The 25,626-nt window shown below is 69.8% G+C and carries 24 protein-coding genes; 11 read left to right on the top strand and 13 right to left on the bottom strand.

The window, feature by feature from the left end:
- Positions 1-501: hypothetical protein (locus tag ABFS34_01330; GenBank protein MEN8374072.1), on the top strand; the 501-nt coding region annotated here is incomplete at its 5' end.
- A gap of 6 nt (positions 502-507) precedes the next feature.
- On the opposite strand, the gene ABFS34_01325 is transcribed toward ABFS34_01330, so the two are convergent.
- The 5 genes from ABFS34_01325 to ABFS34_01305 all read right to left on the bottom strand — a co-directional run bounded on the left by ABFS34_01325 (position 508) and on the right by ABFS34_01305 (position 5,691).
- Positions 508-1,392, bottom strand: coding sequence for an MBL fold metallo-hydrolase (locus ABFS34_01325; protein MEN8374071.1), 885 nt, complete (start codon positions 1,390-1,392; stop codon positions 508-510).
- A gap of 101 nt (positions 1,393-1,493) precedes the next feature.
- The gene (locus tag ABFS34_01320; GenBank protein MEN8374070.1) at positions 1,494-2,210 is read right to left on the bottom strand and encodes a GPP34 family phosphoprotein; all 717 of its coding nucleotides are present in this window, start codon (positions 2,208-2,210) and stop codon (positions 1,494-1,496) included.
- A gap of 71 nt (positions 2,211-2,281) precedes the next feature.
- Positions 2,282-3,928, bottom strand: coding sequence for an ATP-binding protein (locus ABFS34_01315; protein ID MEN8374069.1), 1,647 nt, complete (start codon positions 3,926-3,928; stop codon positions 2,282-2,284).
- Between the two features lie 36 nt (positions 3,929-3,964).
- Positions 3,965-4,618, bottom strand: a complete 654-nt coding sequence (locus ABFS34_01310) for a response regulator transcription factor (GenBank protein ID MEN8374068.1) — start codon at positions 4,616-4,618, stop codon at positions 3,965-3,967.
- Positions 4,618-5,691 (bottom strand): sensor histidine kinase, encoded by a 1,074-nt coding sequence (locus tag ABFS34_01305; GenBank protein ID MEN8374067.1) that lies wholly within the window; start codon positions 5,689-5,691, stop codon positions 4,618-4,620. Before ABFS34_01305 ends, ABFS34_01310 begins: the two co-directional genes overlap by 1 nt.
- A gap of 290 nt (positions 5,692-5,981) precedes the next feature.
- Between ABFS34_01305 and ABFS34_01300 the strand changes: the two genes are divergently transcribed.
- The 5 genes from ABFS34_01300 (at position 5,982) to ABFS34_01280 (ending at position 11,726) form a co-directional block, all read left to right on the top strand.
- A complete protein-coding gene (locus ABFS34_01300) occupies positions 5,982-6,554 on the top strand; it encodes a hypothetical protein (protein ID MEN8374066.1) in 573 nt (190 codons plus the stop codon).
- 349 nt (positions 6,555-6,903) lie between these two features.
- Positions 6,904-8,028: a putative porin gene (locus ABFS34_01295; GenBank protein ID MEN8374065.1), complete on the top strand. Its 1,125-nt coding sequence runs from the start codon at positions 6,904-6,906 to the stop codon at positions 8,026-8,028.
- A 7-nt stretch (positions 8,029-8,035) separates the two neighbouring features.
- On the top strand, positions 8,036-10,459 hold the full coding sequence (locus ABFS34_01290; GenBank protein ID MEN8374064.1) for a cytochrome C: 2,424 nt from the start codon (positions 8,036-8,038) through the stop codon (positions 10,457-10,459).
- Between the two features lie 196 nt (positions 10,460-10,655).
- Positions 10,656-11,189, top strand: coding sequence for a tetratricopeptide repeat protein (locus tag ABFS34_01285; GenBank protein ID MEN8374063.1), 534 nt, complete (start codon positions 10,656-10,658; stop codon positions 11,187-11,189).
- A 36-nt stretch (positions 11,190-11,225) separates the two neighbouring features.
- On the top strand, positions 11,226-11,726 hold the full coding sequence (locus tag ABFS34_01280; GenBank protein ID MEN8374062.1) for a DUF4442 domain-containing protein: 501 nt from the start codon (positions 11,226-11,228) through the stop codon (positions 11,724-11,726).
- 13 nt (positions 11,727-11,739) lie between these two features.
- Here the strand turns inward: ABFS34_01280 and ABFS34_01275 are convergent, their stop codons facing one another.
- The 7 genes from ABFS34_01275 to ABFS34_01245 are packed head-to-tail and all read right to left on the bottom strand — an operon-like array spanning position 11,740 to position 19,153.
- Positions 11,740-12,183 carry a pyridoxamine 5'-phosphate oxidase family protein gene (locus ABFS34_01275; GenBank protein ID MEN8374061.1) on the bottom strand — a complete coding sequence of 148 codons (444 nt, stop codon included), beginning with the start codon at positions 12,181-12,183 and terminating at the stop codon, positions 11,740-11,742.
- The gene (locus tag ABFS34_01270; GenBank protein ID MEN8374060.1) at positions 12,180-12,671 is read right to left on the bottom strand and encodes a cytochrome c; all 492 of its coding nucleotides are present in this window, start codon (positions 12,669-12,671) and stop codon (positions 12,180-12,182) included. Before ABFS34_01270 ends, ABFS34_01275 begins: the two co-directional genes overlap by 4 nt.
- A complete protein-coding gene (locus ABFS34_01265) occupies positions 12,668-13,030 on the bottom strand; it encodes a hypothetical protein (protein ID MEN8374059.1) in 363 nt (120 codons plus the stop codon). The genes ABFS34_01270 and ABFS34_01265 overlap by 4 nt, the downstream gene beginning before the upstream one ends.
- Positions 13,027-14,448 (bottom strand): cytochrome c3 family protein, encoded by a 1,422-nt coding sequence (locus tag ABFS34_01260; protein ID MEN8374058.1) that lies wholly within the window; start codon positions 14,446-14,448, stop codon positions 13,027-13,029. The genes ABFS34_01265 and ABFS34_01260 overlap by 4 nt, the downstream gene beginning before the upstream one ends.
- Positions 14,445-15,971, bottom strand: a complete 1,527-nt coding sequence (locus ABFS34_01255; protein MEN8374057.1) for a hypothetical protein — start codon at positions 15,969-15,971, stop codon at positions 14,445-14,447. Before ABFS34_01255 ends, ABFS34_01260 begins: the two co-directional genes overlap by 4 nt.
- Positions 15,968-17,689 carry a NapC/NirT family cytochrome c gene (locus ABFS34_01250; GenBank protein ID MEN8374056.1) on the bottom strand — a complete coding sequence of 574 codons (1,722 nt, stop codon included), beginning with the start codon at positions 17,687-17,689 and terminating at the stop codon, positions 15,968-15,970. The genes ABFS34_01255 and ABFS34_01250 overlap by 4 nt, the downstream gene beginning before the upstream one ends.
- 39 nt (positions 17,690-17,728) lie before the next feature.
- Positions 17,729-19,153, bottom strand: coding sequence for a multiheme c-type cytochrome (locus ABFS34_01245; GenBank protein ID MEN8374055.1), 1,425 nt, complete (start codon positions 19,151-19,153; stop codon positions 17,729-17,731).
- 178 nt (positions 19,154-19,331) lie between these two features.
- Between ABFS34_01245 and ABFS34_01240 the strand changes: the two genes are divergently transcribed.
- The 5 genes from ABFS34_01240 to ABFS34_01220 all read left to right on the top strand — a co-directional run bounded on the left by ABFS34_01240 (position 19,332) and on the right by ABFS34_01220 (position 25,083).
- On the top strand, positions 19,332-19,745 hold the full coding sequence (locus tag ABFS34_01240; GenBank protein ID MEN8374054.1) for a DUF302 domain-containing protein: 414 nt from the start codon (positions 19,332-19,334) through the stop codon (positions 19,743-19,745).
- 12 nt (positions 19,746-19,757) lie between these two features.
- On the top strand, positions 19,758-22,505 hold the full coding sequence (locus tag ABFS34_01235) for an HAD-IC family P-type ATPase (protein ID MEN8374053.1): 2,748 nt from the start codon (positions 19,758-19,760) through the stop codon (positions 22,503-22,505).
- Positions 22,502-23,533: a hypothetical protein gene (locus ABFS34_01230; GenBank protein ID MEN8374052.1), complete on the top strand. Its 1,032-nt coding sequence runs from the start codon at positions 22,502-22,504 to the stop codon at positions 23,531-23,533. Before ABFS34_01235 ends, ABFS34_01230 begins: the two co-directional genes overlap by 4 nt.
- 127 nt (positions 23,534-23,660) lie before the next feature.
- Positions 23,661-24,659, top strand: coding sequence for a universal stress protein (locus ABFS34_01225; GenBank protein MEN8374051.1), 999 nt, complete (start codon positions 23,661-23,663; stop codon positions 24,657-24,659).
- Positions 24,652-25,083, top strand: coding sequence for a hypothetical protein (locus ABFS34_01220; GenBank protein ID MEN8374050.1), 432 nt, complete (start codon positions 24,652-24,654; stop codon positions 25,081-25,083). The genes ABFS34_01225 and ABFS34_01220 overlap by 8 nt, the downstream gene beginning before the upstream one ends.
- Here the strand turns inward: ABFS34_01220 and ABFS34_01215 are convergent.
- Positions 25,080-25,517, bottom strand: a complete 438-nt coding sequence (locus tag ABFS34_01215) for a CBS domain-containing protein (protein MEN8374049.1) — start codon at positions 25,515-25,517, stop codon at positions 25,080-25,082. The genes ABFS34_01220 and ABFS34_01215 overlap by 4 nt on opposite strands.
- Between the last annotated feature and the right edge of the window lie 109 nt (positions 25,518-25,626).

Below are 25,626 nucleotides of genomic sequence, written 5' to 3'. Positions count from 1 at the left end.
GGGGCGCTGGTCCTGGTGGCCGCGTCGGGCTTCGGCGCGGCGGCCCTGCTGGTCGCTCTGCGCGCCGGAACCGCCGGCTTGGGGGGCTACGTGTTCGTGGCCGGCGCCAGCGTGCTGACGGGGGCGATCGGGCTCGGCATCGGTGCCCTGCTAGGGATACTCCTGCGTGGCGGCTCGGCCGCGGTCGGCTGGGCTCTCGCGGTGTGGTTCTTCTTCGCCGTGCTCTTCGACCTGGCGCTGATAGGCGGGATGCAGGTGCTGGGCGATGGCCAGCCCGGCCTCGGCGTGGCGGCAGCGCTCGCGCTGAACCCGATCGACGCGCTGCGCGCATTGGCGCTGGTCCAACTGGACGCGGAGGTGCTCCTCGGCGCCGCTGGAGCGACCCTGATGGGGGCCTTCGGCCGAGGGGCCGGGCTGGCGATTCTGCTGACCGCCGTTACGGCATGGCTGGTCGTGCCGGGCGCGCTCGCCGCAGCGGCGTTCGCCCGCCGGGATCTCTAGCGCCGGTCACGGCGCTGTCTCGACGGCCGGGCGGAGAATGGAAAAGCCGTCGAAGTCATATCTCAATCGCGCACCTTCTGACGCGGCGGCGGCGGCGGTGCCGTCATCGATCGTTTGCACCGCGCTTACCAGCCGGCTCAGCGCGCCCGGATCGGAGACGGCGACGTTGTGCCCGGGGTGCAGACGCACCAGGTCCGGGACCAGCGCCGCCGCGGCCGTCATGGAGCGACGATAGGCATCCCAATCGGTCTCGGGTGAAAAGAGGTAGATCGGTCCGGGATAGTACGAATCGCCCGTAAACAGCAGGCCGCTCTCGGGATCGTGAAGCAGGATTGCGTCGGGAGTGTGCCCCGGAGCCGCGAGCACCTCCAGGGATCGACCGCCAAGATCCACCGTCTCCCCGGCCACGAGCGTCTCGGTCACCTGGAAGGGGCGGATCCTGTATTCGTCCGGCTCCAGATCGCCCGGGAGCGGTGCGCAAAGGGCGTCCGGAGCAACCTGTCCGGCGACAACCTCATTCGGCAGTCCGGCCGCGCTCGCGCGGGTGAAGTCGGTGTCCAGACCGAAGACGTGGTCGAACTCCGCGTTCCCCCCCACGTGGTCGGCGTGGGTATGCGAGTTCAGCACGACCACGGGTAGCTCTGTCAGCCGGGAAACGACGTCGCGAATCGAGGCGATTCCCATTCCCGTATCGTACAGGAGGGCCCGGCTCTGACCGACGATCAAGTACGAGATCACCTCCTGGAACTGGTTCGGCTCGTACAGGGCGAAGACATCGGCTCCGACATCGTAGACTTCGAACCAGGCGTGGCCAGACTGCACGAAGACCCTGTCCAGGTCGGCGTACTCCGCCCGCGGTAGCGCGTCGCACCAGGCGGCAGCATCGAACATCGACGCTGGCTCGGGATCTGCGCCAACCGAGCAGCCCAGCACGAATGTTACGACCGCTACTCCGATGGCTCTTGCCTCGGGGCTCGTCGACAAACAGGTCACTACGTAGTTGTAGTCGCGATGAAGGTGGGCAGGATCACCGCTACCATCACCGCTGCCTGCATGGCCTCGATTGCCTCCTTCGCCGCCTCGGCGGTCATCTGGCCCTCGGAGATCGCCGCGATCCGTTCCTTGCGCTCCTTCAGGCGGCGCTTGTCGAACACGACCCGCAGGATCCCGCCGGCGTTCGCCAGGGCGACCAGAACCGCGGTGCGTGGATCGACGTCTCCGTCCGAGAAGATCGCCGCCTCCAGCCGATCGAGCAGGCGTCGCTCGGGCTCCGGGTTCACCTCCGGGTAGGTCTGCCGGCTGAATATCCCGAGGACCTTGTCCTCCTCGTTGCGGAGGATCCCGCGGCGGCAGAGCTGGACCGCAACGCGATGCTTCAGTCGCCCGATCTCGCCGATCTTGCCCACCCACTCTTTCATGCTGCGCGGCTTCCGCGAGGCGGACATCTTCTCGATCCACTGGTCCAGCAGCGGATCACCGGTGGGCGCGGAGTCGATCACCTCGATCCTCCGCTTCCCTCGGTGCACGGTGCGCCCGATCCGTCGCGCCATGAGGAGCTCCGCCAGGACGGCGCCACCGACGGCGTACGGGTACTGGGTTCCGGAAACGAACGTGCCCGCGCGATCCCTCAGCGCTAGCAGCGTCAGCTCTTCGTGCAGGAACAGGTCCTTCATGGTCATCGTCCGGTCGATTCGGTTCGGGCGGCTCACGGGGTCTCGAGATCTACGACGGAGCGGGCTGGCGTCTTCGCGACGCGTGGTACCCACCGGAACTCCAGTGGCTAGTCATCCGCGTCCCGAGGCGCCGCCGGGATCGTGAAGGACACCGCGGTACCGTCGCCCAGCGCACTCTCCACCGCGATCTCACCCCCGTGTGCGCGCACCAGTCCGCGCGCGATCGCCAGGCCCAGGCCGGCTCCGCCGACCGGGTCGTTGGGCCGGCGCCAGAACGGTTCGAACAGCCTCGACAGATCCTCCGAGGCGATCCCGGGCCCGTCATCGCTGATCCGAAAATGCACGAAACGCGCTTCCTCCTCGACGGGTACGGCGGCCTGGGGCGCCGCCGGGGCGGGCGACCCGGTCCCCGCCACCGTCACGGTCACGGCGCCGCCGTCCGGCGAATACTTGACCGCGTTGCCGACCACGTTGCAGAGGATCTGGACCACGCGATCCGCGTCGGCCATCAGGGAGGGCGTCTGGGTCCCCACCTCCACCCGGATCCGGACCCCGCGCGTATCCGCGGGCGGGTCCACGATCTCGCGTGCGCGCCGCACGACGTCGGCTACGCGGGTAGCCTCGGGGCGGACCGACAGGCCACCGCGCTCCAGGCGCTCGGCGTCCAGCAGATCCGAGACCAGCCGGCCGACCTGGCGCGCGGCGTTGCGGATGTTGCTCACCAGATCGGCCTCCGGGGCGTCTCCGAGCCGCCTTTCCAACGCCTTGCCGCTGACCAGGATGGCCGAAATGGCGGTGCCGATGTCGTGCGACACGATGCTCATGATCTCGTCACGCCCCAGCACCGCGCGGCGGGCCGACTCGTACAGGCGTGCGTTGTCGATGGCGACGGCGGCGCGGCCGGCGAGCTCCTGCGCGGCGAACACCGCGTTCCCGTCGAACGAGACGTCGTCGGGAGCGACGAGCACGAGCACGCCCACGGCGGCGTCACGGGCCGGCAAGGGGGCCACGATCACGGACCGCTTGGCGGAGGGCACGAGGCCGGCGTCGGGATCCACCTCGAGCGCTTCCGGCAGCTCGTCCAGCAGCCTCGCCGTACCGCCCACGCCGACCCCGAACGCTGCTTGTCCCGCTTCGATGCGGGCCGGCAGCCCCTTGAGCTGCGCGCGGTGCGACGCCCGGGCGTGTTCGCAGGCGGCGCGACAAAGCACGTTCGAGCCGGGGTCCAGCAGGTACACCGCGCTCCAGGCGGCGCCGTCGCCCACTCCCAGCCGCGCCGTGTGCCGGCAGGTCTCTTCCACGTCCAGCGAGGACGCCAGCACAACCCCCGCCCGGGCCAGAAACTGCTGCTCGCGTTCCGCGCGGGCGCGTTCGGAGTTGTCCCGCAGCGCCACCGCCAGGACCAGCCGGCCGTCGTGCTCGACCTTGGCGATCGAAGCCTCGGCGGGGAATTCTTCGCCGCTTTTGCGGACCCCTGCGATGGGCGTACGCTGGCCCATCGGGCGGGCCCGGTCGGCGGAACGAGCAAAGGCTTCCAGGTGGGCGCCGTGCGCGTCGCGAGCGGCGGCCGGCAGCAGCCGGTCGAGAGGCTCACCCAGCACCTCCTCGGCCGTCCAGCCGAACACCGCCTCGGCGCCAGCGTTGAAGAAGATGATCAGGTGCGAGTCGTCGACGCAGATGATGGCGTCGGAGGAGATCGCGGCGATCTCCGCCAGCGCGGCGTCGGGTACGGTCGAGGTCTGAGGCGTGGTCACGCGTAATGATACGCGCGCCCGTCGTCTCGCGCCGCGTCAGGCGCTCAGCAACCCCGTCCGCAGCGCGAAGCGCACCAGCTCGGAGCGGTGGTGCAGCTCGAGCTTGTCCATGATCCGGGACCGGTAGGTGTCCACCGTCTTGGGCGAGATGAACAGCTTCTTGCCGATTTCCGTGGAGCTGAAGCCCTCGGCGGTCATGGCCAGCACCTGCCGCTCGCGCTCGGTGAGCCGCTCGAGCGGGTCGTCCTTCGGCTGCTCGTTCTGAACGCGAAAGCCGTTCAGCAGCAGCTTGGCGGCGGCCGGGTACAGAAACACCTGGTCGGCGGCGACCGTCCTGATCGCGCGCGTGAGGTCCTCGTCCGCGCTGGTCTTGCGCACGAAGCCGCTGCCCCCCGCCTCGAGCACGGGCAGCAGGTGTTCCTCCTCGCCGTGCATCGTCAGGATGAGGACCCGTGGTGGTTCGGAAGTCTCCATGATACGCCGGGTGGCCTCGACGCCACCCATGCCCGGCATGGAGATGTCCATGACCACAATGTTGGGCTTCACGTGCGGCAGGAGATCGATCGCCTCCTCCCCGGTCCCCGCCTCCCCCACGACGCGCATGTCGTCCTCCGCCTCGAGGAGGGCGCGCAGGCCGGCGCGCAGGATCGCATGGTCATCCACCAGCAGAACGCGCAGGTCGTCGTTCACTATTCTCCTCCTTCGGCGCACGGAACGGAGACCCGCACGCGGGTTCCGCGCCCAGGCGCGCTATCTATTGTCGAGGTGCCACCCAGTGCACGAGCCCTCTGCTCCATCCACAGCAGCCCAAGGCCGCGACCGCGGCCCGGGTCAGGCTCGAATCCGACGCCATCGTCCACGACTTCCAGAACCAGGTGTTCATCGCTCTCGCTCAGCGAGAGCACGATCTCGGACGGATCGGCGTGACGCACGGCGTTGGCCAGCGCCTCCTCTCCCGCCCTGTACAGCGTGAGCTGGGCGCGCTGCGGGACCGGCGCATGGTCTGCCACCCGCACCCGCACGGTAACCTTGGAGTCGCGTTCTACGCGACGCGCCAGCGCGGCCAGGGCTCCCTTCAGCCCCAGCGCGTCCAGACCCGGCGGACGCAGCTTTTCGGCCAGGGTCTGCGAACCGTTGATGGCCGTGGCGACGCTGTGCCGCACGTTCGCCAGCTCCCGCTCACGCTCCGTCGCGTCAGCCACCGTGCCCGCCCGGCGCAGTCCCAGCAGGGCCACGGCGAGCTCCTGCGCGGTGTCATCGCGCAGCCGCAGCGCGAGCGTCTGACGCTCTTCCTCGGCCCTGTCCGTCACGCGTTGCGCCAGACGCCTCAGCCCTTCCTCCAGCAGCTCCACGTGATCCAGCATGTGGTTGAAGGTGCCCACCAGGCGGCCGAGAGTCGCGTCGGCCAGCGGCGACGCGGGAGCCCTGGCGGAAAGGTCACCCCCAGCCACCCGCGCGGCCGCCTCCTCCAGGCCCCGCAACGGCCGCAGCGCCGTGATGATCAGCAGGGCGTTGACGGGCAGGCTCACCAGCACGCCGAGGGCGACGATGAGCAGGATCCGGGAGGGTGTCGCGGCCGCTTCGCCGCCGGCGACGAGGCCGGCGAACGCCGCCGCTGCGATCAACGCGGCGTTGGCGATGAGGATCTTCCAGCGAAGATCCAGCGCCAGGGCGCGGCGTGCGACACTCGTGGTCTTCAGAAGAACCTGACCCCTGTAGTTCGGTACGCGTGTGGGCGCGCGAGCGCCCTGTCGACGGCTCAAGTTGCGGCCTGGGAGGGGGCCAAGGCTGTCGGGGGACTGCGGAAGTCATGTAGGGGGATTCCCTACAGGAATACTGGCGCGGAGCGCGCTTTGGCTCGCGTGTTGCGCACGCCCTCCACATCTTGGCCGGGCAGCGGAGGCGCATCACTCCACCCACAAGCACGCTCCGGGCGTAGGTACGTGCGTGTGCCCGAGTCTAGTCGCCACCGACGTTGCGGCTCCTGCGTGCGGGTCATCATGGCCGTGCGGCAGAACCGCAGAATTGTCAGGTACCTTCCCCGGAGGGGGGCGTGGCCACCGTCGAGTACATCGCGATCCTCGTGTCTATCGTCGTAGGGCTGGCGATGGCGGAGGTTCTCCAAGGTTTCGCCGATTCGCTTCGCCACCGGGCGTCTGTCCGTAGCTATTGGCCAGTGTGGACGGTCGCGGCCCTTATCCTCGTGATGGCCATATGGATGCTCCGGTGGGTTTGGCTCGCCGAAGACCAGGAGAGCTGGAACTGGGGGGAGCTGGCGCTAGCGCTCGCACCGGGGGCGCTGATCTTCATCATGGCTCGCCTCGCCTTCCCGCAGGAACTGGAAGGGCGCGACTTGCGCGCCTACTACTTCGAACACAGCAGGGTCATCTGGAGCCTGGCTGGCCTGTTTGTGGCCCTTGCCGTCGTCCGCGCGGCGACCCTGGAGGCGGGCGTGGCCGAGGGCGAGACGAGCCCGCAAGCTCTGGTCCTGCGGCTCGGAGCGCTCTTGCTCTGCGTCGTCCTCGCGCTCTCCGGACGACCTCGAGTCCACGAGATAGGGCTGGCCCTCGCCATCCTGTTGATGATCGCACGAATTGCTACGAGCTTCGCTGCCTTTGGCGCGTAGCGAGCCGCATCGAATCCGGATCCAGGCGGGCAACGAGGTCTGCGATGACGGTCGTCTGGTGGTTCGCCGGTCTCCCGGACAAGTTGGGTTCGCACGGTTGGTCCATCGGGTCGATAGTTAGGTCGGCGTCGATGGCCTCTGAAACCTGGGGCTCCGGAGAGCCGAAGATCTCTCTCGGTAGCCCAACCCACTGCGCGCGAGTCGAATATTGGGTCGAACCAGGCTCCGGGAGCGGGCCCACGTCGCTGGAGAATCATGCTGCGGAGCCATTCCTCGCACAGGGGGGGCAGTCGTGAGCGATGCCAGGAGCAGGTGGGGGCGGGTGTTTGTGATTGCGAGCGCGCTTCCGATGGCGGGGTTCGTCCTGACGCCGACGACAGCGCGAGCGCAGCTCCGTTTGAGCGGCCAGGTGGGCTTCCGGGCCGAGTACATGGGCAACGAGAACTTCGCCGAGAACGACGCCACCCGGGATGACGACCACCGCATGCGGTGGCGCGCCCGCGTGCGACTCGCGGGAAACTACGCCGTGTCCGAGCGCGTGGGGCTCGGCTTCCGGCTCAGCACGGGAAGCACCACGTACCCGTCATCGGGGTGGAGTACTCTCGGCGACGACTTCCGTAGGGACCAGATCTCGCTCGACAGGGCGTACCTCGACTACGAGGCGTCAGAACTACTCTCCCTCCATTTCGGGTTCAACGGCAACGCCCTCTTCCGACCTACCGAGCTGGTATGGGATGGGGATGTGTCGCCCGGAGGCTTCACGCAGGTCTGGACGAGCGGGGGCGTCGAGCTGGTCACGGGCCAGTACATGCTCCGTGAGCTTCGTTCACTGAGGCCCACTCGCGAGGAGAGCTCGTACTTCCTGGCCAACGGCCTCTCCTACCGGTGGGGTGAGGGCGCAAGCTACAGGCTCGGCGCGTTCAGCTACATCTACACGAACCCCAACAGCCTCGCGACGGCCATCGAAGGCGGCCAGCTCGACTCGGACTTCAAGACGAACCGATTCGCCCCCGACGACCCCGAGGCCTTCTTCTCCGACTACGATATCTACGGCGGCAGCTTCAGCTACAGCCGCGGCGACTGGGCCTTCGCGTCGGAAGTCTCGGTGAACCTGGGGGCCGAGGACGACGCGACGCTCGGAGAGCAGTACGCCGACAAGGAGCACCTCGCGTTCGTGAGTCTGATCACGTACGGAAGCCTGGGCGACCCGGGATCGTGGAACATCACTGCAGGCTACGCGCATATCGAGGCGGACGGGCTGGTTGCGGCGTTCAACAGCGACGATCTGCAGCAGACCAACGTCAATACGGTTCCCATCTGGGTACGCGCGCAGCTGCCTGGCGACGCCCGCTTGGTGTGGGATACATATGTCCAGTCCAAGGCCGACGAAGCCCTGGCGTCCAACGGCGGCATCTTCCACGATGAGAACGCGACGAAGATCCGCACGCGCCTCACGATACAGGCCAACTTCTGAGGACTCCATGGACCGCTTACTGACGAAAGCCGAGCTCCTGCTTGCGCTCGGCATCGCGATATCCGCCGCGGCGTGCACCTCCTCGGACCAGGCACCCACCCGCCAGGCGGGCGAGGTCATGACCACGACGCCCGAGCGCGCGGCAACGCTCGGATGCGTGAGCTGCCACGAGGGTATCGAGAACATCCGGGAGGAGGGCAGCGGGATGCTGGCCACCATCAAGGCGTTCGGGACCGGCGTCGGCGATCCCGAAGGTTGCGTGGTATGCCACGGCGGCAACCCGCTGGCCACCAGCTCGGACGAGGCTCACCAGGGGGTCCCGGACGGGATTTCACCCTCCGGCCCAACCGAGTTCTATCCCGACCCGGGAAGCATATGGGTCGCCGACAGGACGTGCGGGCAGTGCCATCCCGGGTATGCGGATCGCCTCGCCAAGGCGTTGATGAACACCGAGGCCGGCAAGATTCAGGGCAATCTGCACACCTGGGGCGTGGCAGAGGTCCAGGATTATCAGGTGCCCTGGGGCAACTACGACATCGCCGATGAGGACGGTCGCGAGCCGAGCGTCGGGACCGACGCGTACAAGGCATACATGAACGCGATGATGGCGGCGTGGCCGGACCAGTTCCCCGACCAGTTGGCCATGATCCCGGACCCCTCCGTCGAAGAGATCGTGGACGACCCCAAGCTGGCGGGCTTCACGTACCAGCGTCAGCAGTGCCAGCGCTGCCATGTCGGAGTCAAGGGCCGCGAGCGCCGCGGCGACTATCGCGGCATGGGTTGCTCATCGTGCCATGTGCTGTACGGCAACGAGGGGATCTACGAGGGCAATGATCCCACCGTCGACAAATCCGAAGTCGGACATATGCTCTCCCACCGAATCGTCGGGACCCGCAAGGCGGGCCGGGGCATCCCGGTCGAGACCTGCAACTCGTGTCACAACCGTGGGAAGCGCATCGGCGTGACGTACCAGGGCCTCATGGAGTTTCCGTACGGAAGCCCATACGACGGGGAGGGCAACAAGCAGGAGCCGCTGCACACGAAACAGTACCTGTTCATCTCGGATGACCTGCACCACCAGCAGGAGAGCCGGGAGGGGAATCCGAGCGGCGGCATGCTCTGCCAGGACTGCCACACCACGATCGACATGCACGGCGATGGCAACATCGCCGGCACGACCTTGGCCCAGGTGGAGATCGAGTGCGCCGACTGCCACGGGACGCCGGACAGCTATCCGTGGGAGCTCCCGCTCGGATTCGGCGAGGAGTTTGGCAAGGCTCTTACCGGCTCCCCAAGGGGTCTGGCCGAGCAGGTGCTGAGGGAGACGGCCGGCTTCGCCACCGCCTACGACGCCCGTGACGGCCATCTCCTCACGGCGCGCGGGAACCCCTTCGGCAACGTCGTGCGAGACGGCGACGACGTGATCCTGCACTCGGCGTCCGGGACCGACTTCAACGTCCCGGTGCTGAAACAGATCTCCCTCGACGGCGCGTGGCAGAGCGAGGAGGCGCAGGTGGCCATGGTGGAAGTGGAATCGCACGCCGATCGCCTCGAGTGCTACGCGTGCCACGCCTCCTGGGTGCCGCAATGCTACGGCTGCCACGTGCAGGTCAACTACGGAGTGGACGCAGAGGGCAAAGCCTACACGGACGTAGACTGGGTAGCCTCGGGTAACGAGCACACCACGGACGGTCAAACGGCGGAGTCCACGCTGGGACTCGCCGGCCTGAAGAGCCCGGGCAAGGTCTTCGAGTCGCGCTCCTATCTCCGCTGGGAGGACCCAGTCCTGGGGATCAACGGCGAAGGCCGCGTGACACCGCTGATGCCCGGATGCCAGGTGGTGTTCACGGTCATCGGACCCGACGGCGAGACGGTCACCTTGAACCAGATCGCCAGGGTCGAGGACGAGGCCGCCGCGGCGGGTCAGCAGCACGTGCCGCTGGGGATCGACATGGCGCCGGTCCAGCCGCACTCGGCGCAGCGCAAGGCGCGGACGTGCGAGTCCTGCCACAACAACCCCAAGGCGCTGGGCTACGGGATTTCGGGTGGCGTGTTCCAAACGCGCTACAGCCAGCCCATCGTCGAGGATCTCGTGGATGCCGCGACCGGTGAGCCGATCCCGGAGAACTTCCGGGTTCAGATCCAGTCGATTCCGAATCTGGACTTCGACTGGTCTACCATCGTCAATCGTGAGACCGGCGACCAAGTGGCCACCGTGGGCACGCACTGGCCGCTGTCCCGCGCGCTGAACGCCGAAGAGCGGTCCCGGCTCGAGCGTACGGGACTCTGCATGGGGTGCCACAGGGAGATGCGGAATCGCGATCTTTGGAGCAGCATCTCCACCCCGGGCCGGCTGGACAACGACGCCCACATCGAACTCATGAACCGTCTGCTGCAGGCCGAAGCCGGCGGCGGGCGCCAGAATCAGTAGGAAGAAGGGGGCAGCGCTGGCTCCCGACACCGAACGGCGGACGGGTGGCCCCCGCGGGCTGCTCGTCCCCGTCCTCACGCTCTCGGTCCTCTTCGCCGCCTGCGAAAATGAGGACCGAACCCCATCGCCGCGCCCCGACGAGACCGCGAGTCCCACCGTTGAATCTCTGACCATCGACGACCGGTTCCGTATGGGGTTGGCGCAGTTCCAAGCCGGAGAGACCAGGCTGGCGTTGCGGTATTTCGCGGAGGTCCTGGCCGCTGATTCGACCCGGGCGGACGCCTACGACGCCATGGCCAGTGCCCACGGGATGCTTGGCAACCAGGTGGAAGGCCTCCTGGCTTCGGAGGCGGCCGTCCGCCTCGCCCCGGAGAACCCGGCCTTCCTCTCGAACCGGGCCCAGGCGTACCGACGGTTCGGGCGCGACGACGACGCTCTCGCCGACCTGGACCGAGCTTTGGCGCTGGAACCGGGGTTCGTGGCAGCTCTCTTCAATCGCGGTTCACTGCGGTTTCAGCGCGGGGATTATGCCGGGGCTTTGGATGATTTTTCCGCCGCGATCGCGGCGGACCCCACGTCTGCGCCCCCCTACTTCAATCGCGCGGTGACCCAAGAGGCCCTGGGAAGGCTGGAGGAAGCCAAGCGGGATCTGGAGGCGTTCCTCCAGCGCACCGATCAGGAGCAGGGCGCGGAGATGGCACGTCAGCTCCTGCGGCGGTGGGACGACTGACGGTCTTTGTAGACCCCGGGACCAGCGAGCCCGACCATGAGCCAGGAAGCGTGGGATCCCGTGGGGTTGAGGGACAGGATCAATGGCTACCCCCCCTACGTCGGCGCGCGGATCGAGGTCACGCACATCGCGGCGGACGCAAGTGAAATCCGCGTGCGCATGCCGCTGGTCGAGAGCAACACCAACCTCGTCGGGACGCACTTCGGCGGGAGCCTCTACGCGATGGTGGATCCGCACCTGATGATCCTCCTCAAGCAACGGCTCGGGCCCGAGTACGTAGTCTGGGACCGGGCGGCGACGATCGACTTCCTTCGCCCCGGGAAGGGCACGGTGCACGCTACCATTCTGGTGACGGACGAGGAGGTGGAGGCCATCCGGTCGGCCACCGAGAGCGGCGGGAAGGACCTGCCGGAGTGGACGCTCGCCATCTCCGACGACGAGGGCGAGGTCGTGGCCACGGTTCTGAAGACGCTCTATGTGCGCAGGCTCGAGCGTGCCTCCGACCCGCGTGGCGCTTCGGGAGCCGTAGAACCGTAGGCCGGAGGATCCGTTAGCCGGACGCCGCCCGCCCGGTCGCCTCCTGCACCGGAATCCGGAAGATTACCGTGCGCGAAGGCGTCGGATCGTCATCGGTCAGCGCTCCCGGCACCAGGTGACGCAGCAACTCCACCGCGCGCGACCACAGCACGCCCTGCGCGCCGGGCTGATCGGAGGGGATGCGGTGAAACCCTCCGTGGACCACCACGCTGCGCCAGTCGAACATGGCGTCTATCTCGTCGACCTCGACCGCGACCCAGTAGTCGCGCGCGAGGGCGGTCAGCTTGGTGCCCGGGGCGGTCCGGCCGTACAGCGTGTTGTCGGCGTACACGTAGTGGATCGGCTCGATGTCGACGCGGCCGTCGAGGATGTAGGCCAGTCGCGCGACGCTGTTGCGGGAGAGCACGGCGTCGATCTCGGCGCGCTCCAGCCCGCGGAAGGTGGGCCGCGAGGTCACGGCGAGCGCGCTCCCAGGATCTCCGGCCGGAGGTCCTCGGTGAGGTACGCCGCCACCGCATCGATCTCCCGCGCCGAGATGCCCGCGATGCCCCAGGTAGGCATGCCCGCCTGGTGACCCGTGAAGATCTTCCTGCGCAGGGCCATCGGGTCGGCCGCCAGGGGCCAGTCGGGCCCCACCAGGGTGGGCACGTCCAACTCATTGGCGACCGCGTACTCGGTCATCCCCTCGCCCAGCGTGCCGTGACAGCGGCGGCACTCCGCCGCATACACCGCGTTGCCCTCCTGCAGCCGCTGCAGGGAGTCGGGCCAGGCGATGGTATCGAACAGCGCGAGGTCGAAGCGCTCGTCCGCCGCCTCTACGCGCTCGGCACGCGAAGGCGGCTCGAACTCGGGCTCCGTGCACCCCGCCGCGGACGCCAGCGCGATGACCGGCGCCACGCGGCGGAGAAGGCTGGAAAGCCAGGTGGGCGTTTCGCTCGAATTCAAGGCCCTTCGTTCTCCCCGTGAATCAGGCTCGCTCCCGGCGCCAGTTCTCTGGTGCGCTCCAGCGCCTCTGAGGCCGCCTCCTCGTTGCCCAGCGCGCGCTCGGCCATGAACACGCCGAACCACGCCGCCGTGGAGGCGGAATCCACGGCGAGCGCCGCGCGGTACTGGTCGCGGGCCTCAGAGAAATCGTGCGCTCGGTAGGCGGCGTTGCCGCTGTCCAGGTGCTCCACCAATTCGGGCGGCATGGAGGCCCGCGTGCTCTCCGCCGCCGCGGGGTCGATGGATCGTGTCTGTTGATCGTCGGGCCGGCAGCCCAAAACAGCAAGGAGCACCGCCAGGCCCATCGCGGTTGCCTTCATGGGGCACCTCCGATCGGGTTGCGGATGTGACATTCCAGGCAAACGCGACCATTGCGCGCTGCCGCCCGCTCGGCGTCGAAGTCGGCGCGGTGGGGGTTGACCCCAAAGGTGCCGAGCTCGGAGTGGCACCGGACGCAGTCCTTCTGGACATGACAGCCGGCGCAGCTCTCCAGCGTCTGTCGGGCGGCTTGCCCGTGTCTCAGGAGCCAGAGCGGCTCCGCGTCATGGAACTCGAGGCCAGGACGGCCCTGCGCCACCAACCCGGCCTGCGCGTGACAGTCGCGGCAGAAGCGCGCAGCGTCGTGGCAATTCTGGCATTCCAGCCGCGCGGCGTATGCGTCGAACGCGTGCCGCGAGGCGAAGTTGGGCTCATGATAACCGGGGTCGGCCGGTGCGTTGTGACAGTCCTCGCAGCTTACGCGGGCATGGCAACCCGCACATGAGGCCGGATCGGCCGCCGCGTCCGCGCCGTGCCCTACGGCGAACTCCTGGAACAGGTGCGACGCCGGCTCGGTCCGCTCCACTGGAGCCCCGGGCGCAGCGACGGCGGCGGCGTGTGCCAGCGTTTCTACGGGCCCCGAGCCGCCGTCCTGGTGGCACGTAGTGCAGCTTTGCCGTGTGTGGCACGCGCCGCACTCCGCCACCGAAGCGGTCGTGCCGTGCTCGTCGAGCCAGTAGGCGCCCTCGTGGTCCGCTGGCGTCGGATACGCCGCGGGCTCCGGCGGGAGTGGCGCGGCCGGGGCGGCCGCGACCGCGGCGATCACGCCGCCCTGATCCGGCGAGACGTGGCAGCTCGTGCAGCGCTCGCGGGTGTGGCAGGTGGCACACTCCGTGGGCGCGGCATCCGCCGCGCTGCCGTGCCCTTCCTCCAGGAACCCGGCCCCCTCGTGGCTCGCGGGCTCTGGCAGGCCGAGCGCCCGAGCGAGCGGGGCGCCGGGGTCGGCGAGCGTGCGGTGGCAGTCCGCGCACGCGGCGCCCTCCAGGTGCTCGTCGGCCTCGTGCGCGTGACAGCCGAGGCAGTCCGCCGCTGCCTCCGCCGCGCGCACGTCCATCCGCTCCGCGCCGGGATCCGCGTGACAGTCCGCGCACGCCAGGGCGTCCTCCGCGTCAACCTCGGCGTGCGCCACGTGGTCGAAAACCAGCAGGGATGGCGCGGCCGCCGGGGGCGCCCAGTCCACCGGATCGAGCTCCTCGCCGTCGTGGCACCGCGCGCACAGTTCGGGCTCGGGCATGGCCGTGGCGAGGTCGCCGGTCTCGACGCCGCCGTGGCAGCCGGAGCATACCGGAAACAGGCCGGCGTGCTCGTCGTGCAGGAACTCATCGGCGGCAGCCCAGGCGCCCGCGCGCGCGGCCAGCGCCGCGCCCGCGAACAGCACGAGAGCGGCCAGGGCCGCCGCTGGAGCCGCGCGCACCCTCATCGTTTGGCGCCCGGGTCGCGGCCGAAGCGGATGCGCAGGCCGCTCCAGCCGCGCAGCTGGGTCCAATCGAACGCGCCGGGCCTGTCGTCGAAGGTCTGGCGGAACGCGTCCAGGCCAGCGGTGAACTCCGCGGACGACGTCACCTCCCAGGCGGCGTCGGCGCCGCCCGACCACACCACGCCTTCCCCGATTCGGAACTCGCGGATCTGCTGAAACGCAGCCGCTCGCAGCGCGACGGTCAGCCGCTCGTGCGCGCGAAACGCCACGCGCCCGCTGCCGTTGGAGCGGAAGGCGCCGACGCCGTTCTCCCAGGCGTAGGAGAGGCGTGCGTCCCAGCGCTCCGCCCACGCGGACCCCACGCTCGCCGAAAACCTGAGCACGTCGTCCTCGAGGGGATCCAGAATCAGGGGCGCCTCGGCGTCCCCGTAACGGCGGTACGCGGCCGACGCGGCCAGGGTCGTGCCTGGCCGGGCGGCCCAGCTCGCCGAAACCTCACCCTCGTGGTAGGCCACCGGAGAGAAAAAGCCCCAGATGGTCCACAACTCGAAGTAGGGCACGTAACGCCTTCCCGTGGCGACGACCCGCAGAGACGCGCGCGGCACCGCCACAGCGGCGGACAGCGACGCCTTGCCCACGCGCCCGAAGGCGAAGTCGTAGTCGAGCGCTCCGCTCAGCCGCACCGAGCCGGGCAGCGCCAGGCGGGCGTCCACGCTGCCACGCTCCGACAGCAGAACGGACCGGTCCGATAGGATTTCCCGCTGGTAGCGAGCCGACAGCGCGGCTCCGGGCCTCGGCTCCCCGCCCAGCGAGGCGCCGATGAGGTAGGCGTCACGGCGCGGCGCGAAGTCGTCCACGCCCGCCAGGATCTCGTCGCGGGGCTCCTCCAGTCCCCTCGCCAGGCTCCGGCCGCCGTAGACGCTCGCCGTGAGCCTCCGCACCGGGTCGGCGCGCACCTCAGCGCCGTCGTATCCGGAGGAGCCGAGCCCGCCCAGCGCGCGCAGCCGGCCCGCGCGGGCTCGAATCGGGCCGCGGTCGAGCTCCAGGTACGCCAGCATCGCGTCGAAATGGTCTCCGGTGCGCGGCAACGCGAAGCTACCGCCCGCGTCCCAACGACCCCGCAGCAGCGCGGTGGCGCTGAGGCCGCGGACTCCCAGGCCCCAGGCGGTCACGGAGAGATCCTGCGTCACCCCCCAGGCGTCTTCTCTGCCGCCCTGGCCCAGCACCGTGCACGGGCCCACCAGGGGACAGTCGGCGACCTGGCCGCGGAACTCGGGCCGCCCTCCTACGCCCAGGGTGATGCTGTCGCGCGGCACCGTGTCCCGGACCAACGGGCGCACCTGCCAGTACCGCGCGGTGGTCGTGGCGTGGCCCCGCGCCGCCTGGCCGGCGGCCGCGCCCGGCGTCGCGAGCGCCGTCATCCACGCCACCAGAGCCACTAGCGGCGCCGCGCGGAGGGGATTGAGCGCTGGCGACGCTGACCGCTCGCCGGCGCCCGCGCCTTCCGGATCGAGCGGGGCGCTCACCTGGCCGCCCCCGCCGCCGAAGGCGCGGCGCGCAACAGGACGGCGTGGTTCTCCTGCCCGAGCGCGTGGCACTCCGCGCAGGCCTGATCGGGTTCGTGGTCCTCCAGTTCCTGGTGGCAGGCCAGACAGGCAGGCCGGGTGGTCTCCGGAGTCGCCGGGAACAGTTCCGCGGCGTGGCACCCCGAACCGCCGCACGTCAGGTGCACGGCCTCGACGGGGTGGGCGCTCTCGGGAGCCTCCAGGTGGCAAGCCGAGCAACGGATGTCGGGCGTGTGGTGGTCCTCGTGGCAGTCGCCGCAACTTGCCTCCGTGGAGGGCCTATCAGCGCCGCCGGCGTGGCAGTCGCCGCACGTCTGCCGCTCGTGCGGTCCGTGGTCGAAAGCGAGCGCGCGCGCAGACGGCGTGGCGGCGGCGATCGGGATCGCGAGCACCCGAGAGAGCGTCGCTTCGCCGCGCAGGCGCACCGCGGGGTGGCACGCCGCGCAGTCGCTCGCGACCGGCTCGGCGTGGTGGCAGGAGCGGCAGTCGGCCACGGCGCGCACGGTGACCTGGCCGTGAGACTGCTCCGAGGAATGACACTCTTCACAGTCCACCGTGGCATGCTGACCGTGGGTGAACGTCGTATCCGCCTGCGCCTCGGCTCCGAGCGGCGCCCCCTGCTGATCGTCGCGGCTGGGAGTCTGGGCGCTCGCCGGAGCCGGCCCCAGGAGCCGCAACACGCGATCGAGCAGAGCTGTCGGGCGGGGGTCCCCGCCCGGCGGAGGAGGAGGAACGGCGCGCGCGTCGGGATCGACGTGACACGCGACGCAGTCCGGCTCCACCAGCTCGCTGTCGTGAGCCGCGTGACAGAGCGTGCACTGCTCCAGGACGCCTTCCTGCAGCCCTCGATGCATGGGCGTCGTGGTGTCCGAGGCCGCGTGGCAGCCGGCCTCGCCACACGTGGCCACGGCCTCGGCCGGGGTGGTTTGTTCGTGCGGGTCGTGGCACGCGCCGCACGCGCCCCCGTGCGGCTCGGTGTCCGGTATGTCGCCCACCAGACGCCGCATGGCGTGGCAACTCAGGCACTCCGCCTCCCTGGGCTGCAGCTCCGGGTCGGGCGCGTCTGCGGCGAGCTCGGTGGGCCGCGTGAACTCGTGGCACGCCACGCAGTGGATGGTGAAGTCGCCCATCGTGCCCAGCTTGACGCGCGTGTCCTCGTGGCACCCCGACTGGCCGCAGGTCTGGTCGGTGGCCGCGAACTCGTGCACCGAGCTGGAATGGCACCCCACGCACTGGAGTCCCACCACGGCGCTGTCCTGGGACTCGAAGTGAACCCGGTGCCCGGTGGATGCCGCTATCTGGCGCCAGGCGTCCGGGTCCCCCTCGACGTGGCACGACTCACATTTGTCGTTGGGCACCTCGGCGTGAACCCCCAGGCTGTCGGGGTTCTCGATGATCTGCGTGAGGCCCATCTGGGACCGCGACACCAGATCGGGCTTGTGACACGCCTTGCAGCCCAGCCCTCGGTGCGCGCTCTCGGCGAACTGCTCGTAGGGCTCGCGCATGAGGTGGCACGACAGGCAGAACTCGTTGTCGTGCTCGATGTAGTCCCAGGTCCGATAACCGAAGACGGCCGTGGCGATCGCACCGATCACCACGGCCGCTCCCAACGACAGCGCCGCCCAGCGCGGCAAACGGGCTAGCCGCGCCGCGAGCCTACGGGCTAGCCCCGCTGCCACCGGGCGGAGCTACAACTCTGACGGCGGAGAAGCCGGCATTTAAGGGTACGCGTCCTGGACCGCAACAATGCTTGCCGCCAGCAGAGCGCGCATCAGGAACGGGTTGTGGACCGTCGACCCCGCGACGCGCATGAGCGGATCCACCCGGTCCGCGCCGGGGAACACCGCCAGCGCGTAGTTGAAGAACGCGCCTTCCGCGGTCGTGAACGTCGGGTCCGTCGGGTCGATCTCTCCACCCGCTGCCTCGAGGTTCGGGTCCACCGCCAGGAGCAAGGTGTGCAACGTCTCCGCGTCGTTGAGAATGTCCTGCGCGATAGTACGCAGGATGTTGGGAATCACCGCGAGGTCGTGGCACGCCTCGCAGCCCGCAAACGTCCGCGATGTACCGTCCAGGTCGCAGTCGCCCGCCTGCGGCACGCCCTGAGCGTCCACGCACGGGATGGCCGTGAACATGTGCCCGGTCGAATTGAAAATGAAGTCGCCCGTCTCCTGATCCGTCACGGTGAACGAAACCACGTGACACGTCGCGCACAGCGCGCCGTTGGCCTCGCTGCCGTGCGACGCACGGATCAGACCCTGGTCGATGTCGGCCCCGGGCGGGAACCACCCCGCTTCGCCCTCCAGGAGAGCCGTCTCCGGCGAGTGCGGCTCCAGGCCGTGGCTGGAATTCGGATCCGGATTGGTACGCCGATCGTGACAGCGCGCGCACAAGTGCAACGAAACATCGGTTGTCTGAACCGGGAACCGGAGCTGCCCGTCGAAGGTCCCGTCGTGCGGATCGTGGCACACCGCGCACACGATCGGCTGGTGCTCGGCGGCGTCCTTCTCCAGGTACTCGTCCCGCACGCCGAACGCCTGGAGCGCTCCCTGGCCGCGGTGGCAGCCCGCGCAGTCCTCGCGCCCCGCCGCGAAGCTCACCACGCCGGAGTGCTTGGAGGCCTCCCATTCCTGGATGAACGGGTGATGGTTGCCAGAGTGACACTCGGCGCACCCCACGGCCGGGTCGGACCCGACGGCGATGGACGCGATGGGCTGGGAAGCGTCCGGGTTGGTCACGTGCTCCAGTCCGGGCCCGTGGCACGCCTCGCATTGCACGTCGTGGTAGCGGCTGTCCTGCACCGCGTTGTAGCCGGACGCCACGTCGAGCGAGTTGCCCTGGTCGTTGGTGGTATGGCAACCCTCGCAGAACGCCTGGGCGCCGCCGCTGGCCTGCAGACCGTCCCAGGCGTCGGCGTGGCCGGTCAACTCCCACTCGGCCTGCTGGCCAACGTGACAGTTGCCGCACACGGTCAGCTTGTCGGCCTCTTCCGTGTATCCGATGAATGCCCCGGAGCCCTCCGGTGGGTCCTCGAAGAGAACCCGGTCACGAAAGACGATCGTCTCGTCCGTGCAGGAGGTCATCAGGCCTCCCGCTACGACTAGCAGGGCGAGGATGCGCAGGGTGATCCTGTGAGGCTGGGTCATGAGATCTCCTCGACGGGTCGCGATTGTAAACGAAAGCTAGGCGCCGAGCGCTGTCCGGGCCAGTCGGGAGATTCCTCGACATGGGGGGCCAAACCCCCACACGTGACGCGCGCTTCCCGGCTGGACCGAACGTCCTGCCGCCTCCATCCTGTGGTGTGTCTCATACCGGAGAACCACCATGGAAGCGACTCCTTTTTCTATGCGTGTCTTGATGCCCGTTCCCGTCGACGAGGCGGAAGGACGCGTGCGCGACGCCTTGGCCAGCGAGGGGTTCGGGGTCCTGGCGCGCATCGACATCGATACCGCGCTGCGAGAGAAGATCGGCGCCGAGATAGGCGACTACCGCATCCTGGGCGCGTGCAACCCGCCCCTTGCGGAGCGCGCGCTACGCGCGGAGCCCGGCATCGGCGTCCTCCTGCCGTGCAACGTCGTCCTGCGGCGGGCGCCCGGGGAGGACGGTACTATCGTGGAAGCGATGGACCCCGTTGCGGTCATGCGGACCGCGGGGGACGAGACCTTGATCGAACTCGCACACGATGTCCGCAGCCGCATGGAGAAGGTGCTCGAACGGGTCGCGCCCGGCCATTCGTAGCCCGGACGGGCCGTGACCGTAGGCCGGCCGGCAGCGGATGCGGCGGGCGGGCGGGCGACGGCCACCGCCTTCCCGCCCCTCGCCCGATGGCACGCCGTCGACGTCCGCGAGACGCTCGCCCTGCTATCCTCCTCCGAGACCGGCCTCTCCGACGCCGAGGCGCGCCGTCGGCTCGCTATCGTTGGCCCCAACCGCATCCCCCGCAGCCCTCCGGTCACCGCGTGGAGAGTCCTGGCGCGCCAGCTCCGCAGCGTGGTGGTCGGGCTCCTGGCGATCGCGGCGCTCGTCGCGCTCCTCATGGGGGAGCCGATCGAGGCCGGCGCGATCGGCGCCGTGCTGCTGATCAACACGGGCCTGGGCTTCTTCGTGGAATTGAAGGCCACGCGAACGATGGAGGCGCTGCTCCGCTACCAGGCCGTCGCCGCGTCCGTCGTGCGCGGCGGTCGAACCCAGGAGATAGACGCCGCCGACCTGGTGCCGGGCGACCTGGTCGTGCTCCAGGCGGGAGACTCGGTGCCCGCGGACGCCCGGCTGGTCGAGGCCGTCGAGCTGCGTACGGGCGAAGCGGCGCTGACGGGGGAATCGATGCCGGTCGGCAAGGACGCCGAGGCCGCGCCGGAGGAAGCCCCGCTGCCCGACCGACGCAGCATGGTGTACGCCGGCACTACCGTCGCCAGCGGATCCGGGCGCGCGATCGTGGTCGACACCGGCGCCGGCACCGAACTGGGCCGGATCGGCGGCCTCCTGGGAGAAATCGAGGCGGGCCGCACGCCGCTCGAGGAGCGGCTGGACGCCCTGGGACGGAAGCTCGTTTGGGTGACGCTGGGCGTCGCAGGGGTCGTCACCGCGCTCGGCTGGGCGCGCGGGCTCTCGCTTCCCCTCATGCTGGAGACGGGGGTCGCGCTGGCCATCGCCGCCGTGCCCGAGGGTCTGCCGGCCGTGGCGACGATCGCGCTCGCGGTGGGCATGGGTCGGATGGCCCGGCGCAACGCGCTGGTGCGGCGCCTGCACGCGGTGGAGGCGCTGGGGTCCACCACGGTTATCGGCGCCGACAAGACCGGCACCCTGACGGCCGGAGAGATGACCGTCACCGAGTTGCTGTTGGACGACCGAGAAATTGCGGTGAGCGGTGAGGGTTTCACCCCGGTGGGCGAGTTCCGCGAAGGCGGGACAGCGGTGGACCCCGCCACCGACCCTGTTCTGCGCCGCGCGCTGACCATCGCGCGCCGGACCGCCCGGGTGCAGATCGGCCGAGACGCGGCCGGCTGGTCGGTGCGCGGCGACCCCACCGACGCCGCGCTCGCGGTGCTGGCCGAAAAGGCCGGCCTCCAGGACGCAAGCGCGCCCTCGGACGAGCCCAGCGCGGAGCTTCCGTTCGACACCGCGCGGCGGTACTCGGCCTCGTTCCACGACGGGAACGGCGAGCTGCGGGCCTTCGTGAAGGGAGCCCCGGCCGATGTCCTGGAGCGGTGCGCCCGGGTCGGCGTGGGAGGCGGCACCAGGCTCCTCGATGGCGCGGAGCGCGACCGCATCCTGGCCGCGAACGCCGACCTGGCCCGGCGAGGCATGCGCGTGATCGCTCTCGCCGACGGTCCGGTCGAGGGAGCGACCGACGCGGCCGTCCGGGACCTCGAGTTCGTGGCGCTGGCGGGCATCACCGACCCGCCCGCCGAGGGCGTCGCGGAGACCGTGCGGATGCTGTCGGAGGCCGGCATCCGTACGGTGATGATCACGGGCGACCAAGCCGCTACCGCGGCCGCCGTGGCCACCCAGCTGGGTCTCCCCACGAGCGCAGCGGCGGTCGTCGAGGGAGCGGCTCTCGAGGGCATGTCCGAGGAGGAGTTCCGGCGGCGCGGGTCGGGCGTCAGCGTGTTCAGCCGAGTCAGCCCGAAGCACAAGCTCGACATCGTGCGTGCGCTCCAGGCCGACGGCGAGATCGTCGCCATGCTAGGCGACGGCGTGAACGACGCCGCCGCGCTGAAGCAGGCCGACGTGGGTGTGGCGATGGGCCTGCGCGGTACCGACGTGGCGCGCGAGGTCTCGGCCATCGTGCTACAGGACGACCGGTTCCCCACGGTCGGAGCGGCGGTGGAGGAAGGCCGCGTGATCTTCGACAACATCCGCAAGTTCATCTACTACCTGTTCAGTTGTAATCTGGCGGAGGTGTGGGTGATCTTCGCGGCGGGTATCGCCGGGCTACCGCTCCCGCTCCTCCCGCTCCAGATCCTGTGGCTGAACCTCGTTACCGATACCTTCCCGGCGCTGGCGTTGGCGCTCGAGCCGGGGGAGCCCGGAATCATGCGTCGTCCACCCCGAGCCCCGGAGGCGCCCATTCTCACCGGCAGATTCATCCGTAGTATTTCCTTCTTCGGCGTCCTGATCACGGTCTCGACGCTGGCCGCCTTCCTGTGGGGGCTCCGCTCCGGGGGCCAGGGCTACGAGCACGCCGTTACGCTGTCCTTCATGACGCTGGCGCTCGCGCAGCTCCTGCACCTGGGCAACGCCCGCAGCACCGGAGACGTGCTGGCGCCCTCTCGCGCGGCCTCCAACCCGTACGCGCTGGGAGCCGTGATCCTCGTAGTCCTGCTACAGGTGGCAGCGGTCACCGTGGAGCCGCTCGCCCGCCTCCTTCAGCTCCGCCCCCTGGCGCCAGCGGATTGGGCGCTCGTGGTGGCGCTCGCGGCGGTGCCGGCTGTGGTCGGACAGCTCATTCGGCGGAGTCGCTCCGGGCGCCGGCCCGCCGCGAGCGGGGCCGCATGAGTGGCGGCGCTTCGGCGCTAGCGGGCGCCCTCCTGCTGTTCACGCTGTCGGCCGCGGCGGTCACAGCGGCGGGCACTCGGCTGGCCCGCGAGGGCGACGTCATCGCGGCGCGGACGCGGCTCGGCGGCGTCTGGGTGGGGACCGTATTCCTCGCCATCGCCACGTCGCTGCCCGAGCTGATGACGGGCGTCTCGGCGATCGTGATCGGGGCGGTCGACATTGCAGCGGGGAGCCTGTTCGGCAGCAACATGGCGAACATGCTCATCCTGGCGCTGCTGACGCTCCTGCCGGCGGGCAGCGAGTTGTTCGGCCGGGCGCACAGCGACCACGCGCTCGCGGCGTCGCTGGCGGTGTTGCTGACCTGCATGGCCGGGGCGTTCACGCTCAGCGGCCTGCCCTACGCCGCGCTGGGCGTGGGCGCGGACTCGCTCCTTCTCCTGGCCGCCTACCTCCTCGGTACCAGGGTGCTCTTCCGCCAAAGCGCGATCGCGCGCCAGGCCGCGGCGATCGAGGAGCTCACGCCGCCCTCCGCGGAGGAGCCGATGCCGCCTGAGCGTGGCCTGAGGGTCGCCGCGGCGTGGTTCGTCGGCGCGGCTCTCGTGGTGGCGGTGGCGGCACCGGTTTTCGCCACATCCGCGGCGCGCGTCGCGGAGTTGACGGGCCTGAGCGAGACGATCGTCGGGACGTGGATGGTCGGGCTGGCCACGTCGCTGCCGGAGTTCGTCACGTCGCTCGCGGCGCTTCGGCTGGGCGCCTTCGACCTCGCCGTGGGCAACCTGTACGGCAGCAACGCGGTGAACATGATCATCTTCGTGCCGCTCGACGCAGCGAACCGATCCGGTCCCATCTTCTCGACCGTTGCGCCGGAGCACGCGATCTCGGCGTTCGTCGCCGCCGCCCTCATGGGCCTCAGCCTGGCCGCTCTCGTCTATCGGTCGCGCCGGCGCGCTTCCATGCTCGAGCCGAGCGGGCTGGCGATGATCGCGCTCTACCTCGGCGGCCTGCTGCTCGTCATCTTGCGGAGTTGAGGCCGGCACGCGGAAATCCCCCACCCACGGCGCGGGGCATACCCTACCGACAACCCCCGTCGTTGGGCGCACCTTTGGGAAAGGCCGGGCGGGTAGAGCCTTCCCGCCGGCGAGAGGAGGGAGGCGAATGTACCGAAGCATCCTGCTTCCGTTGGACGGATCGCCTCTCGCGGAAACGGCCGCGCGGCCCGCGCTGGAGATCGCGCGGCGTTGCGGCGCGAGAGTGCACATCGTCCACGTCGCCCTCGACGAGACTCCATTCGGGTGGTCCATGCTGCCGGCCGAGGAAGGAGCCCGCGACTACCTGCAGGGCATCGCGGACCGTATCGGCGTGTCACTGGGAAGGGAGCCACTGCTCACCACGATAAGCACCGGCGGCCGCGGCATGCGCCGTCGCGCCCGCGCGGTCGCCGAGTCCCTGGTCACGTACGCCGAGGTCGAGAGAGTCGACCTGATCGTCATGGCTTCGCACAGGCGGTCAGCCGTGGGGCGGGCGATCGTGGGCAGCGTTGGAGACCTGATGCTCCGCTTGTCGCCGAGACCGGTGCTGTTGGTGGGCGCCGAACCACGCTGGCCGGAGGAGTGGACCTCGACGCCTCCCGGCGTCCTGGTGGCGCTGGACGGATCCGCTCGGGGAGAGAGCGTGCTCGCGCCGGCGGCGGACCTCGCCCGGGGCATCGGCGCCCGACTGATCGTGGCTCGCGTGTGCCAGCCCACGGTGGAGGCCGGTCTGCCCATTCGACTTCTCGGCGCACCCCCGACAGACGACGACGGATCGTGGCTGGCCGACGAGGAGGCGTACCTGGAAGAGGTGGTCGCCGGGTTGGCGGCCGACGACCTGGACGTTACGACGCGGGCCGCCCTGGGCTGGTCGGTGGTCAACGAGATCCTGGCCATCGCCGAAGAGGAGGGAGCCGGCGTGATAGCTCTCGCCGGGTGGGGCACCGGCGGCTTCGGCCGTCTGCTGTTCGGCAGCGTGACGACCGACGCCGTGCAGTCCACCAGTCGGCCGATCCTCGTCGCCCCCACGGGCGATGGCGCCGGCGGCATATCGCGCTCGTTGGTCCACGCGGCTTCCGCCTGCCATCCCGCACCCGATCAGAATGGCGGATCAATCGATGAATGATCCTGCGGCCGTCTCCCTCGCTCGAGATCGGCCCGGCCGCCTGGCGGCGGCGCTGGTGGCCTACGGCCTGCTCGTAATCGTCCTGAGGGCGCTTCCCCTGGGTGGCGCCAGGGAGGAGGGCATGGCGTGGCCGCTCCTGCACCTCATGCTGCTCGTCCCGATCGCCGGCGGCGTGGTACGCGGGAGTCGCTGGGCCAAGGTGGCCGCGCTGGCCGTGCTGGCGCTCGATGTGGTCGCCCTCGTGCCGCTGGTGGCCGCGCTGCTCGCCGGGTCGGCTCGGGCCACGGTGGGCCTGGTAGGCGCAGGCGCAGTGGCGGCGGTGACCATCGAAGCCGTGCTCGCGCTGCTTCTGATACTCGCCTTCGCGGCCTGGTCGCCGACCCGGCGGGCAGCCGGCGGCCGGGCTGAGGACCGGTCGAGCTAGACGGCAGGAGCCAGGCGCGGCCTTCCGGCCTTGAGGATGTTGGCGATCGAAGCGGCGTCTTCGGCGATCACGTCCAGGACATCGTCCAGGGCGAGCACGCCGACGAGATGGCCGTTGTCCCCGATCACGGCCAGGCGCCGAACGCTTTCCTCGCTCATGAGTGCAAGCGCGTCCTCGATGGCCGCCTCACCGTCCACGGTGCGTACCGGGCTGGACATGAGATCGGAAACCTCCACCGTCTGAGGGTCGCGCTCCGCCGCGACGCAGCGCAGCACGATATCGCGATCGGTAAGAACCCCGTGAGGCACCCCTTCACTGGACTCCACGAATACCGTGCCTACGTTCTGGTCCACCATCATGCGTGCCGCGGTGAAGACCGTGTCTTCCGGTCCCACCGTCGCCAGCCGCCGGGTGCATACCTCGCCGACGTTCATTTGGCCTCCTCCTTCCGAAACGGAGCTTCCCACTTCCACTCCCAACATCGCTCTGAGCGCTGCGGGCCGGTGTAGGGGAATGCTTGACGCCGCGGTGGGAGATCGCCGG

This window comes from Gemmatimonadota bacterium (assembly GCA_039715185.1).
Lineage (GTDB): Bacteria > Gemmatimonadota > Gemmatimonadetes > Longimicrobiales > RSA9 > DATHRK01.
The sequence above is the reverse complement of the archived record's forward strand: the minus strand, read 5'-3'. Positions and strand labels throughout refer to the sequence as shown.